Source organism: Citrobacter sp. CK202 (genome assembly GCF_030333225.1).
Classification (GTDB): domain Bacteria; phylum Pseudomonadota; class Gammaproteobacteria; order Enterobacterales; family Enterobacteriaceae; genus Citrobacter_B; species Citrobacter_B koseri.
Genome location: NZ_JAOWGI010000027.1, coordinates 1,718 through 14,705 on the forward strand (window position 1 = coordinate 1,718; position 12,988 = coordinate 14,705).

The window sequence follows — 12,988 nt, forward strand, 5'->3', positions numbered from 1 at the left end:
GCATTATAGGGAGTTATTCCGGCCTGACAAGGGGAAATTTAAAATTATTTTCCGACTGCTTTCTTTTTAAGCAAAACCACCTCAAACCGCCAGTTTTTCGAGCGTTTCGAAACCGTAACGCTGTAAAACGGGTATTAATTGCTCGGTCTCTGGCGTCATTGCCATGCAGAAAGCAATATTAGCCTCCGCTGATTTGGCATCCGGCGCTTCATGCTCTAACAACCAGGCCGTGCGACGCGCAATCGCCGCCCCGGAATCCACCAGCCTTGTCCCTTCAGGAAGGACCTGCAACAGTTCTTCCTGTAATAGAGGGAAATGGGTACATCCCAGAACAACCGTGTCGGGCGGTTCCGGCATCCGCAGCCAGGGTCTCAGGATACGGCGTAGTTCTTCCAGCGATACGGGTTCACCGTGCAGTTTGGCTTCCGCCAGTTCCACCAGTTCTGCCGATCCCAACATCGCTATCTGACATTCATTCGCAAATCGCGCTATCAACTCATGGGTATAAGGGCGTTTTACCGTGCCACGCGTTGCCAGCAACCCGACGATGCCGTTGGCGGTCAGCCTCGCAGCGGGTTTAATCGCAGGAACGACGCCCACAACCGGGAACGCGAATTTTTCACGCAATGCAGGAAGAGAAACCGTACTGGCCGTATTACAGGCGATTACCGCAAGTGAGAGAGGATAACGCTGCTGCACTGCGGTAACGATCTCGACGACGCGCTCGACAATAAACGCTTCGCTCTTTTCCCCGTAAGGAAACGCGACGTTATCGAAAGCATATATATAGTGGAGATTCGGCAGGAGATGCCGAATCTCATCGTAGACCGACAACCCACCAACGCCGGAATCAAACACCAGCACGGTGGGACGTGGATCAGAAGGTGTAGCTGCCAGACAAGTAGTACTCTCGTCCTGCAGTTTGGTAGCCATAAGCTGTCTCGTAATCTTTATCGAACAGGTTGGCGATTTTACCACGAACTGTCAGGCGATCGGTGATCGGATACGATGCAGAAACATCAACAGTGCTATAGCTCGGCAAGATTTGCTGGGTGTTATTGTACTGGGAGGTGTTGTTATCGTAGCGCTTGCCGTAATACTGCCACGATACATCCATATCGACGTTAAACATCGTCCAGTCCAGTTGATACTTCGCCTGGCGCTTCGAGCGTCGGGCTAACACTTCACCGTTGTCGTCATTACGCGGATCGACATATTGCAACGTAACACGATGGCTAAAGATGCCGGTATCAAAGCTGCCCGTCCACTCCACGCCTTTAATGGTTGCCGCATCAATATTGTCATACTCACCCTGGTAGGTGTCTGGATCAAAGTAGTAAGTGATCAGGTTAGTAATCTTGTAATGGTAGGCAGACAGGCGCCAGTCCAGCGGACCAGTGAGCCCTTCCAGCCCGGCCTCCCACTGTTTAGACTCTTCCGGTTTCAGGTTAGGATTCGCGTTGATGCCAAAACGGGTAGAACCAAACTGCTGCCCCAGAGATGGAGACAGGAACCCGGTACCATAGCCGATAGTTACTCGATAGTTGTCGATAAACTCCCATCCAGCCGTCGTCTGCCAGGTGCCATGCCAGCCAAACTGTTCATCATGATCTTCACGCCCTGAAGCCTCCAGCGTTACATCACCGAATTGTTGCTGACCGGTCAGGTATAAACCGGTGTTATCGCGTTTATATGTGTCCGAAAGCGCGGTATCGGATGAGGTCAAACGCTGCTGCTGCCAGTCTACGCCAGCGCTAACGGAACCGTGCCCCACGATAAGGTTATTACCCCATTGCAGGTTACGCTGGGTCATGCGATCGAGCGTCGTACCGTCATGATAGCGACCATAAATACTGCTGTAGTTATAGTCCTTCACCTTCTGGTAGCTGGCGAGAAGTTGTGAAGAGTAAATCCCGGAGTTGAATTTCAGACCTGCGTCCCAGCTCTGATTGTAGAGTTGCGATTCATCAGCACTGTAGGCCGGAATAGACGGCGGGTTTCCCAGATCGTAATCAGAGTTGTTGGTATAACTGTGACCACGGAAAAAACCATCGAAATTATCATTAAATTTATGTTCGAGGCTGCCCCAGAATGCCTTGCTGCGAAAACCATCGCGGTCGCGATCGTGATCCCAGGTTGAGCCGGGCTGTACGTTAAAGCCTTTATTGCCCTCATAAGAACCCGCTACCGTGGCGACAGTGTCGCCAAAGCGATGGCGCAACGTACCGTCATATTGCTGATAACCTTTTGAACCAACACCCGCAGTAATTTTTGACTGTTCTTGATCGGAGTGCGTAATAACGTTAATGACCCCACCCATTGCGCCGGAACCATAAATCGCGGAACGTGGTCCACGAATGTATTCCACGCGTTGCACCAGCGATATTGGAATCTGATTCAGATCGGGGTTATTCGTAATGCCAGGGCGGGTCATGGGAACACCATCGACCAGAACCAATACCTGTTTGGCTTCCGTACCACGAATAAACAAAGAAGAAGACTGCCCCATGCCGCCGTTTTGATTGATATCAACGCCCGGCAGGCGGCGCATCACATCATTCAAATTCTTCGCTTGCCAGCGGTCGATATCCTCACGCGTCACAACATCAGCAGGCGCCAGTACGGTATTAACAGGTTGTTGAAAACGATTTGCGGTGACGATCAGGGTGTCTGGGTTAGTATCCTGCGCCCAGCCAGAAAATGCCGTGACGGAGAGCGCCGTCAGCAGCGAAGATTTTTTAATCATTGTAAAGCATCCACAATATAAGAAGGATGCCGCAGGCTTCATCGATAGTACGCGATGATGAACACCAGATGCGACGTTAGCCGGCAGGTCTTCGGGCTTGGAAGGTTATCCTCAGGATACAAGAGATGATGACTTCCCGCCGGGTGGCAGTGTCTGCTTATGCTCTCATCTCACCTTTCCTTACCGCTGCGCGTCAGCTCCAGATTCGCACTGGATTCCCTATTAACTCACAGGACCGGCTCACGGATGCTACATTCTGTAACAATCTACGTCCAGACCGCATATCACAATATCGGAAATCATCAATGACTGGACATCTGATGAGCAATCCCTACAATCCCCGCGTACTTTTATTTTTCAGGAGGCATCATGACCCCCGAACACCTTCCGACAGAACAGTATGACGCGCAGCTAGCCGAAAAAGTGGTGCGCTTGCAGAGTATGATGGCGCCGTTTTCTGACCTGGTCCCGGAAGTGTTTCGCTCGCCAGTCAGCCATTATCGGATGCGCGCCGAATTTCGCCTGTGGCATGACGGCGACGACCTGTATCACATCATTTTTGATCAGCAGACGAAAAGCCGTATCCGCGTCGACAGCTTCCCGGCGGCCAGCGAGCTGATTAACCAGCTGATGACGGCGATGATTGAAGGCGTGCGCCATAATCGCGTCCTGCGCCATAAGCTGTTCCAGATTGATTACCTCACCACGATGAGCAATCAGGCGGTGGTTTCGCTGCTGTACCATAAAAAGCTGGATGATGAGTGGCGCCAGGAAGCGGAAACGCTGCGGGATGCGCTGCGAGCGCAAAACCTGAATGTGCATCTGATTGGCCGGGCGACCAAAACCAAAATCGAGCTGGATCAGGATTACATTGACGAACGTCTGCCCGTGGCGGGAAAAGAGATGATCTACCGTCAGGTAGAGAACAGCTTCACGCAGCCCAATGCCGCAATGAATATTCAGATGCTGGAGTGGGCGCTGGATGCAACCAAAGCGTCGAAAGGCGACCTGCTTGAACTGTACTGCGGCAACGGCAACTTCTCATTGGCTCTGGCGCGTAACTTCGACCGGGTGCTGGCAACGGAAATCGCCAAACCGTCAGTCGCCGCAGCGCAGTACAACATTGCCGCTAACCATATTGATAACGTGCAGATTATCCGTATGGCCGCCGAAGAGTTTACGCAGGCGATGAACGGAGTACGCGAGTTTAACCGTTTGCAGGGCATCGACCTGAAGAGCTATCAGTGTGAAACGATTTTTGTCGATCCGCCGCGTAGCGGGCTGGACAGTGAAACCGAGAAAATGGTGCAGGCATATCCGCGTATTTTGTACATTTCCTGCAACCCGGAGACGCTGTGTAAGAACCTGGAAACATTAAGCCAGACGCACAATGTGTCACGTCTGGCTCTGTTCGATCAGTTCCCGTATACGCACCATATGGAATGCGGCGTGTTACTCACTGCCAGGTAAAACGTAGGCCGGATAAAGTGGTTACGCCGCCATCCGGCGATATGCCCGGTGGCGCTGCGCTTGCCGGGCCTACAAATCATCGTAGGCAGGATAAGGCGTTTACGCCGCCATCCGGCGATATGCCCGGTGGCGCTGCGCTTACCGGGCCTACAAATCATCGTAGGCCGGATAAGGCGTTTACGCCGCCATCCGGCATTATTCCGCGACTTCCTGCTTGCGGTTACGCATCTTAAAGCCAATCCAGAACACAAGAATCACCGACAGCACCGCCGGGAAGAAGTTAGAACCGATATCCGGGTATTCCGCACGTACCACGGTGCTGTACAACAACACGCCGAGGATAAAACAGGCGGCAGCCAGCCCCGGCAAGCCGACAGGCATAGTGCGGTTTTGATAACGTTGATGCAGGCAATAAACCGCCAGCACCAGCGCGATAATCGGGAATACAGAAAACGGCACGATGGAGCTAAACAGCGCCGCGAATGTGCCATTGATCGATAAGCCAGCGACCAGCGCCAGCAACAGCGTACCTTTATCTTGACCTGACTGTTTCATTGCTCGTCCTTCACGTTACTCGGAGTGATGTGCCATCTTCTCTTGTTCACGGCGGTACCAGTAATATGCCCCTTTCGCAATCATGCGCAGTTGCAGTACCAGCCGCTCTTCCAGCTGTCGGCGTTGTTCCGCACCAACATCCAGCGCCTCGGCACCTGCACTAAACACAATCGTCACCATCGCTTCGGCTTGCGCTTCAGTGAACGCGCGCGGCATATGGTTTTCGAGTTCCAGATAGTCCGCAAGTTCCGCGATGAAATGCTGAATCTCACGCGCGACTGCGGCGCGAAACGCGGCCGAGGTGCCGGAACGTTCACGCAATAATAAACGGAAGGCGTTAGGATTGTTGCCGATGAACTCCATAAATGTGGAGACCGAGGTACGGATCACACTGCCGCCTTTGGCAATACGCTGACGCGCCTGGCGCATCAGCTGGCGCAGCATTAAACCGCTCTCATCCACCATCGTCAGGCCAAGCTCATCCACATCGCGGAAATGGCGATAAAATGAGGTTGGCGCAATGCCCGCTTCACGCGCTACTTCGCGTAAACTGAGACTGGCGAAACTCCGTTCGGCGCTCAGTTGACTGAATGCGGCTTCTACCAGCGAACGCCGGGTTTTTTCTTTTTGTTGCGCTCTAACGCCCATCACGATGTCTGAATCCTTCCATATGCCTTATCTGGCACTATACCAGAGAACAAACTTAATCTGTTTGTTCAGCTTTGTGAATGATTGTTTACAGGCTGTTTGTGCTCCAGCTCCACAAAAAAGCACAACGATAATTGGGTTAAAGGCGCGCGAATGTTATCATCGTGTTTATTTTATGTATAAAAACAGGTGAGTAATACCATGCCACATTCCTGGGATTATGATGCAATCGTCATAGGTTCAGGCCCCGGCGGCGAAGGCGCTGCAATGGGTCTGGTTAAGCAAGGAGCGCGCGTCGCCGTTATTGAGCGTTATCACAACGTTGGCGGCGGTTGTACCCACTGGGGCACCATCCCGTCGAAAGCGCTCCGCCATGCCGTCAGCCGTATCATCGAATTCAACCAGAACCCCCTCTACAGCGACCACTCCCGACTACTTCGTTCTTCCTTTGCCGATATTCTCAACCATGCCGATAACGTCATTAATCAACAAACGCGCATGCGGCAGGGCTTTTATGAGCGCAACCACTGTGAAATATTGCAGGGTAATGCGCATTTTGTTGACGAAAACACCCTCGCGCTGGAGTGCCACGACGGCACGGTCGAAACCCTGACGGCGGAGAAATTCGTGATTGCCTGCGGGTCGCGTCCTTATCACCCGGCCGACGTTGATTTCGCGCATCCACGTATTTACGACAGCGACTCAATCCTTAGCCTGCATCACGAACCTCGTCACGTCATCATCTATGGCGCCGGGGTGATCGGCTGCGAATATGCGTCAATCTTCCGGGGAATGGACGTCAAAGTTGATTTGATTAACACCCGCGACCGTCTGCTGGCGTTTCTTGATCAGGAGATGTCCGACTCTCTCTCTTACCACTTCTGGAACAGCGGCGTGGTTATTCGTCATAACGAAGAGTACGAGAAGATTGAAGGCTGCGACGACGGCGTCATTATGCACCTGAAATCCGGTAAAAAGCTGAAGGCCGACTGTCTGCTGTACGCCAACGGACGCACCGGTAACACCGATTCACTGGCGCTGGGAAATATCGGTCTGGAAACCGACAGCCGTGGGCAACTCAAAGTCAACAGCATGTACCAGACCGCACTGCCGCACATTTACGCGGTGGGCGATGTGATTGGCTATCCGAGTCTGGCTTCCGCCGCTTACGACCAGGGTCGAATTGCCGCGCAGGCGCTGGTGAAAGGCGAAGCGACCGCCCATCTTATTGAAGATATCCCTACCGGGATTTACACCATCCCGGAAATCAGCTCCGTCGGCAAAACCGAGCAGCAATTGACGGCGATGAAAGTGCCTTACGAAGTCGGACGTGCGCAGTTTAAGCACCTGGCGCGCGCGCAAATCGTCGGGATGAACGTGGGAACGCTGAAGATCCTGTTCCATCGGGAAACAAAAGAGATTCTGGGGATTCACTGCTTTGGCGAACGCGCGGCCGAAATTATTCACATCGGCCAGGCGATTATGGAACAGAAAGGCGGCGGTAACACCATTGAGTACTTCGTTAACACCACCTTTAACTACCCGACAATGGCGGAAGCCTATCGGGTAGCGGCGCTAAACGGCTTAAACCGCCTGTTTTAACGCTTTGTCGAAATGGCCATCCATCTCCGCACGGATGGCCTCCGCCAGTTGCTCATAGCGACTGCGCAGCGGCGATCCCGGACGATAAACCAACCCAACCGTACGCTTAGGCTCCGGCTTAATGCACGGCAGGTAGACTACGCCATCACGCTTACGCTCCTGCGGAACCGCCAGCGCGGGCAGTAAGGTAATACCGCTCCCCGCCGCAACCATGTTGCGCAGCGTTTCCAGACTGGTCGCCCGGAAATGGGTGTCTTCATCCGCGCCCGCCTCGAAGCAGAAGCCCATCGCCTGATCGCGCAGGCAGTGCCCGTCTTCCAGCATCAGCAGTTTTTCACCCGCCAGATCGGACATCGGCACACGATCGCGATTCGCCCACGGGTGATCCTCATAGATCGCCAGCATCATGGGTTCATCAAACAGCGGCACTTCGATAAACGCCTCGCTCTCTTTCACCAGCGCCAGGATCACGCAGTCAAGCTTGCCGCTGTCCAGTTGCGCCAGCAGCTGGTGCGTCTGCGCTTCATGCAGATACATTTCCAGCTTCGGGAAGGTCTGATGCAGCATCGGAATAATATGCGGCAGCAGGTAAGGGCCAACCGTTGGGATCAGGCCGATATGCAATGGGCCAGACATCGTCTCACCTTGCTGGCTTGCCATCTCCTTGAGCACTTTGACCTCACGCAGCACGGTGCGCGCCTGATCCACCAGCAGTAAACCCGCCTGGGTGAACAGAACTTTACGACTCGTACGCTCCAGCAGCATTACGCCCAGTTCATCTTCCAGCTTACGGATTTGCCCGCTGAGCGTCGGCTGGCTGACGTGACAGGAGTCCGCCGCACGCCGGAAATGGCGGTGTTCGGCTAATGCCACCAGGTATTCAAGATCACGAATATTCATTATTCATCCTCCGTCGCCACGATAGTTCATGGCGATAGGTAGCATAGCAACGAACGATTATCCCTATCAAGCTTTCTGTCTAATAATACATCACAGAAACGGAGCGGTACCTCTTTAACCCTTGAAGTCACCGCCCGTTCAAAGAGTTTTTCTCAACTCGAAATAACTAAAGCCAACGTGAACTTTTGCGGACCCTATGGTCCGCTTTTTTTTGCATAAATAAGCCCGACGTAATGCCAGGCTCTGATGACTGTTGCCGGATGGCGACGGTTCACAATTTTTTGTAGGCCGGATAAGGCGTCATCCGGCACAACGCCAGTTACGCCAGACGCGCCTTCGCGTAGTCGATCGCCTGCGCAACCTGCTGCGGTGAAACACCGCCTTTCGCCGCACGTTTATCCAGGCATGATTGCAGCGACAGAATCGGATACACATCATCGCCAATCACAACGCTAAATTTTTGCAGGTCAGCCAGCGACAGATCTTCCAACGGTTTTCCCTGTCGAATCGCTTCCACCACCGTTTCGCCCACAATATGGTGCGCTTCACGGAACGGCACGCCTTTGGCAACCAGATAATCCGCCAGCTCAGTCGCATTCGCATAGCCCTGCTGCGCCGCTTCCTGGCAGCGCGGACGTTTTACCTGAATGCCATCCAGCACCAGCGCCGCCATGTGCAGGCAGTCCAGCCAGGTATCGAGCGCATCAAACAGCCCTTCTTTGTCTTCCTGCATGTCTTTGTTGTACGCCAGCGGCAGGCCTTTCAGCGTCATCATCATCGCCGTTAACGCCCCCTGCACACGGCCGCACTTGCCACGGATCAGTTCCAGCGCATCCGGGTTTTTCTTCTGCGGCATCAGCGATGAACCTGACGTCACGCGATCGGAGAGTTCCACGAAGCCCGCTTCACCGGTATTAAAGAAAATCAGATCTTCCGCAAAGCGCGACAGGTGAACCATGCCGATAGACGCGTCGGACAGCAGTTCCAGCACATGGTCACGATCGGACACGCTGTCCAGACTGTTACGCGTCGCCGAGGCAAAGCCCAGCCAGCCTGCCAGCTGTTCACGGTCGATTTCATACGCCGTACCCGCCAGCGCGCCGCAGCCTAACGGGCTGACGTCCAGACGCTTGAGCGCATCCTGCAAGCGGCTCTCATCACGCGCCAGCATTTCCACATACGCCAGGCACCAGTGGGCAAACGTCACCGGCTGCGCGCGTTGCAGATGGGTGTACCCTGGCATGACGGCATCCTGATTATTCTGCGCCGTCTCTACCAGCGCGCTTTGTAACTGACGGTTAGCAGACAGCAGCTCGGTGACCGTATCTTTGCACCATAGCTTCAGGTCGGTCGCAACCTGGTCGTTACGACTGCGCCCGGTGTGCAGCTTTTTACCCAACTGGCCGACTTTATCGATCAGTTTGCCTTCCACCCAGCTGTGAATATCTTCCGCGTCGCTTTCCAGAATCTGCTGCGGATTCACCCGAACCTCTTCCAGCAGCGCGCTCAGCGCCTCTTCCAGTTGCAGTTGCTCATCCGCAGTCAACACCCCAACCGTGACCAGAGCTTTGGACCAGGCCACAGAGCCGACGATATCCTGCTCGGCCAGGCGGTAATCAAAGCGCAATGAGTCATTAAACTGTTTGAACCGTTGATCCGCTGCCTGTGTAAAACGCCCACCCCAAAGTGCCATAACATGCTTCCTTAATATCTTGAATTTCAATGCCGGATGGCGCTTAGCTTATCCGGCCTACAGGTTCGGTTCACCCAGGCCCGATAAGGCGTGGCCGCCATCGGGCACAAAATAGTTTAAGCCAGAATACGCGTACCGATCGGCGTACCGTTAAACAACGCCGGAAGCTGCTCGGCATGACGCCAGGAGGCGATATCCACCGGGCGCCCCAGCGTGCGGGCGGCGTCCAGCGCCGCGTTCACCTTCACAATCATGCCGTCGGTAATGATACCTTGATCGATCAGCTGTTCCGCTTTGGCCGCCGTCATCTCGGCAATGCGCTGACCTTTGCCATCCAGAATACCGCTTACATCAGAAAGCAGGATCAGATCCGCCCCCAGCGTTGCCGCCAGCGCCGTCGCCGCCTGATCGGCATTGACGTTCATCAGTTGCCCTTCTTCGGTCACGCCAATGGAACTGACCACCGGCAAGAAGCCGCCTTCCAGCAGCGTGTTAATCAGCTTAGGCGAACCCGGCTGCGCCAGTCCAACGTGGCCCAGCTCTTCATCGAGTTGAGTCACTTTTACGCTATCGCCGTCGCCGAGATACAGGCCAACGGACGCGATATGGTGTTTTTTCGCCCACGCCAGCAAGGTTTTATTGGCGGTTCCCGCCAGCGCGCCGGTGATGATGTCGATCTGATCGGCGGGCGTCACGCGCAGGCCATTTTTCTTTTTCACCGGCAAATTTAACTGTTTCATCAGCTCATCCACAACGCAGCCGCCGCCGTGCACGATAATCAGCGGACGCTGATGCGACTCGCGGTAATTGACCAGCGCAGTAAACAGACGCTCCAGCGCCTCTTCGCTATCCAGTAATACGCCGCCCAGCTTGATAATTAATGGATTCATCATTGCACCCTTAAATAAGAGACTGCGTTTCAGCAAAGCCGAAACGGATATTTGCGCACTGCACTGCCTGCGCCGCTGCGCCTTTCAACAGGTTATCTTCGGTCGCCACCACGATCAGGTGCTCGCCCTGAACGGCAAAACCAATATCGCAGAACGGCAGCCCGACCACATTCTTCAGCGCCGGAACGCCCTTGTCATATAGCCGCACCAGCGGCTTGTCGCCATACGCCTGCTGCAACGCTTGCGCCACCTGAGTATGGGTAACGCCAGCTTTCAGGCGGCAGGTGATCGTTTCCAGAATTCCGCGCGGGAAGTTCCCCAGATGCGGCGTGAAAATAACCTCTGCCCCCAGATGGGTGGCGATTTCCGGCTGATGACGATGGGTAAAGACGCCATACGGTTGCAGGCTGACTTCACAGAAACTGTTCGAAAGCGCCGCCTTACGCCCGGCGCCGCTCACGCCGCTGGTTGCGTTAATGACCGGCCACTGGTTGAGATCCAGCAGGCCTGCGTCAATCAGCGGTTTTAACGACAATTGCGCCGCCGTCGGATAGCATCCCGGCACCGCAATCAGATTCGCTTCTTTTAGCTTGCCCGCGCTCCACTCCGCCAGGCCATACACCGCCTGTTCCAGCAGCTCAGGGTGCTGATGGGTAAAGCCATAATATTTTTCGTAGAAGGCGCTATCATTAACCCGAAACGCACCGGAGAGATCAAACACAACGCAGCCCGCATTCAGGAACTGCGGGGCCAGGTCGTGGCTCACTTCATGCGCGGTGGCGAGAAACACCACATCCACCCCGCCGCTGAACTCGCTAATATCAGACATTGGCTGCAATGGCAGATCGACAATGCCTTTTAACTGCGGATGTAAATCAGAGATTAGCTTTCCTGCATCATTGCTTTGCGCTGAGACGGTTAAAGCGGTTATGGTCATATCAGGATGACGATTTACATAGGTCACAAGCTCTGCGCCAGCGTAACCGCTGGCACCCACAATCAGCGTATTCAACATCGGGGCTGTTCACCTTCTTATGTCTGGTTGCCTGGTTAAGCCGTAACAACTTCACCTTACAGTTGGTGGGTTTTCTTACGCTCAACGTTAATGTATTTTTATTCACAAATAATGCATGAATATTGATACTATCATGACCCGAGGTGTGTCAACAATGAAAAACACTTTACCGCCATTTATCGAGATTTACCGCGCTCTGATTGCCACACCGTCGATTAGCGCTACCGAAGAAGCGCTCGATCAAAGTAATGCGTCTTTAATCACTCTGCTGGCAGACTGGTTTAAAGATCTGGGCTTCAAGGTTGAGGTTCAGGCAGTCCCCGGTACGCGCAATAAATTCAATATGCTGGCAAGCACCGGACAGGGTGCTGGCGGTTTGTTGCTGGCGGGCCATACCGATACCGTTCCCTTTGACGACGGACGCTGGACGCGCGATCCGTTCACGCTGACCGAGCACGATAACAAGCTCTACGGGCTGGGTACGGCGGACATGAAAGGCTTCTTTGCTTTTATCCTCGATGCCCTGCGTGACGTGGATGTGACGACGCTGAAAAAACCGCTGTATATTCTGGCTACCGCTGATGAAGAGACCAGCATGGCGGGCGCGCGCTATTTCGCTGAAACCACCGCCCTGCGCCCGGACTGCGCGATCATCGGTGAACCAACGTCCCTGCAACCGGTGCGTGCGCACAAAGGCCACATTTCAAACGCCATCCGCATTCTGGGGCAATCGGGCCACTCCAGCGATCCGGCGCGCGGGGTTAACGCCATTGAGCTGATGCACGACGCCATTGGCCGCATCATGCAGCTGCGCGATGACCTGAAAGAACGTTATCACTACGCGGCGTTTACCGTTCCTTATCCGACATTAAACCTGGGCCACATTCACGGCGGCGACGCCGCGAACCGTATCTGCGCCTGTTGCGAGTTGCATATGGATATTCGCCCGCTGCCGGGCATGACGCTGAACGATCTCAACGGATTGCTCAACGATGCGCTGGCGCCCGTGAGCGAGCGCTGGCCGGGCCGTCTGACGGTGTCCGAACTGCATCCGCCGATTCCCGGCTACGAATGCCCGCCTGACCATCAACTGGTGGAAGTGGTCGAGAAACTGCTGGGCGCGCAAACCGAAGTGGTGAACTACTGCACCGAAGCGCCGTTTATCCAGACCTTGTGCCCAACGCTGGTGCTTGGCCCGGGTTCGATTAATCAGGCGCACCAGCCGGATGAATATCTGGAAACGCGTTTTATCAAGCCAACCCGCGAGCTGATTACGCAGGTTGTCCATCATTTCTGCTGGCATTAACTGCTTATCACCTCGCTAACCCTTTAGTGGTAAACGAGGTGATTTATTAACATTTCCATAAGCAACGCTTATTTGATTCGATGTGAATTAAATTACGTAAATTCCCGTCATTTATTCGTTTGCTGAACCGATTTCGCAGCAATTGACGTCAGGTGTTTTACGT

11 protein-coding genes and 1 riboswitch are annotated in these 12,988 nt (G+C 54.2%); of the genes, 3 read left to right on the top strand and 8 right to left on the bottom strand.

What is annotated here, in order from left to right:
* Positions 1-81: 81 nt before the first annotated feature.
* Together murI and btuB are read right to left on the bottom strand one after the other, a co-directional pair.
* Complete coding sequence (murI, locus tag OGX84_RS15510; RefSeq protein ID WP_024130654.1) at positions 82-933, bottom strand: glutamate racemase; 852 nt, start codon at positions 931-933, stop codon at positions 82-84.
* Positions 878-2,746, bottom strand: a complete 1,869-nt coding sequence (gene btuB, locus OGX84_RS15515; protein WP_104867922.1) for a TonB-dependent vitamin B12 receptor BtuB — start codon at positions 2,744-2,746, stop codon at positions 878-880. Before btuB ends, murI begins: the two co-directional genes overlap by 56 nt.
* A gap of 65 nt (positions 2,747-2,811) precedes the next feature.
* Positions 2,812-3,001, bottom strand: a riboswitch (cobalamin riboswitch).
* A gap of 114 nt (positions 3,002-3,115) precedes the next feature.
* Between btuB and trmA the strand changes: the two genes are divergently transcribed.
* Positions 3,116-4,216 (top strand): tRNA (uridine(54)-C5)-methyltransferase TrmA, encoded by a 1,101-nt coding sequence (gene trmA / locus OGX84_RS15520; RefSeq protein WP_047459762.1) that lies wholly within the window; start codon positions 3,116-3,118, stop codon positions 4,214-4,216.
* 195 nt (positions 4,217-4,411) lie between these two features.
* Here trmA and OGX84_RS15525 read toward each other — a convergent pair whose 3' ends face one another.
* Positions 4,412-4,771: a YijD family membrane protein gene (locus tag OGX84_RS15525; protein ID WP_012133827.1), complete on the bottom strand. Its 360-nt coding sequence runs from the start codon at positions 4,769-4,771 to the stop codon at positions 4,412-4,414.
* A gap of 15 nt (positions 4,772-4,786) precedes the next feature.
* Complete coding sequence (gene fabR / locus OGX84_RS15530; protein ID WP_047459767.1) at positions 4,787-5,422, bottom strand: HTH-type transcriptional repressor FabR; 636 nt, start codon at positions 5,420-5,422, stop codon at positions 4,787-4,789.
* Positions 5,423-5,620: 198 nt separating this feature from the next.
* Here fabR and sthA point away from each other — a divergent pair, with 198 nt between their 5' ends.
* Positions 5,621-7,021: a Si-specific NAD(P)(+) transhydrogenase gene (gene sthA, locus OGX84_RS15535; RefSeq protein WP_012133830.1), complete on the top strand. Its 1,401-nt coding sequence runs from the start codon at positions 5,621-5,623 to the stop codon at positions 7,019-7,021.
* Here the strand turns inward: sthA and oxyR are convergent.
* From oxyR to argC, 4 genes are all read right to left on the bottom strand, one after another.
* Positions 7,004-7,921, bottom strand: coding sequence for a DNA-binding transcriptional regulator OxyR (gene oxyR, locus OGX84_RS15540; RefSeq protein ID WP_012133831.1), 918 nt, complete (start codon positions 7,919-7,921; stop codon positions 7,004-7,006). The two genes, sthA and oxyR, sit on opposite strands and share 18 nt — an antisense overlap.
* A 319-nt stretch (positions 7,922-8,240) precedes the next feature.
* Positions 8,241-9,614 (bottom strand): argininosuccinate lyase, encoded by a 1,374-nt coding sequence (gene argH / locus OGX84_RS15545; protein WP_112001502.1) that lies wholly within the window; start codon positions 9,612-9,614, stop codon positions 8,241-8,243.
* Positions 9,615-9,730: 116 nt separating this feature from the next.
* Positions 9,731-10,507, bottom strand: a complete 777-nt coding sequence (gene argB / locus OGX84_RS15550) for an acetylglutamate kinase (protein ID WP_012133833.1) — start codon at positions 10,505-10,507, stop codon at positions 9,731-9,733.
* Positions 10,508-10,514: 7 nt separating this feature from the next.
* On the bottom strand, positions 10,515-11,519 hold the full coding sequence (argC, locus tag OGX84_RS15555) for an N-acetyl-gamma-glutamyl-phosphate reductase (protein WP_112001501.1): 1,005 nt from the start codon (positions 11,517-11,519) through the stop codon (positions 10,515-10,517).
* 154 nt (positions 11,520-11,673) lie between these two features.
* Between argC and argE the strand changes: the two genes are divergently transcribed.
* A complete protein-coding gene (gene argE, locus OGX84_RS15560) occupies positions 11,674-12,825 on the top strand; it encodes an acetylornithine deacetylase (RefSeq protein WP_024130656.1) in 1,152 nt (383 codons plus the stop codon).
* Positions 12,826-12,988 lie beyond the last annotated feature (163 nt).

Excerpts from the sequence above, each read along its gene's own strand:
- murI (WP_024130654.1), bottom strand. The coding sequence starts at position 933 with ATGGCTACCAAACTGCAGGACGAGAGTACTACTTGTCTGGCAGCTACA.
- btuB (WP_104867922.1), bottom strand. The coding sequence starts at position 2,746 with ATGATTAAAAAATCTTCGCTGCTGACGGCGCTCTCCGTCACGGCATTT.
- trmA (WP_047459762.1), top strand. The coding sequence starts at position 3,116 with ATGACCCCCGAACACCTTCCGACAGAACAGTATGACGCGCAGCTAGCC.
- OGX84_RS15525 (WP_012133827.1), bottom strand. The coding sequence starts at position 4,771 with ATGAAACAGTCAGGTCAAGATAAAGGTACGCTGTTGCTGGCGCTGGTC.
- sthA (WP_012133830.1), top strand. The coding sequence starts at position 5,621 with ATGCCACATTCCTGGGATTATGATGCAATCGTCATAGGTTCAGGCCCC.
- oxyR (WP_012133831.1), bottom strand. The coding sequence starts at position 7,921 with ATGAATATTCGTGATCTTGAATACCTGGTGGCATTAGCCGAACACCGC.
- argH (WP_112001502.1), bottom strand. The coding sequence starts at position 9,614 with ATGGCACTTTGGGGTGGGCGTTTTACACAGGCAGCGGATCAACGGTTC.
- argB (WP_012133833.1), bottom strand. The coding sequence starts at position 10,507 with ATGATGAATCCATTAATTATCAAGCTGGGCGGCGTATTACTGGATAGC.
- argC (WP_112001501.1), bottom strand. The coding sequence starts at position 11,519 with ATGTTGAATACGCTGATTGTGGGTGCCAGCGGTTACGCTGGCGCAGAG.
- argE (WP_024130656.1), top strand. The coding sequence starts at position 11,674 with ATGAAAAACACTTTACCGCCATTTATCGAGATTTACCGCGCTCTGATT.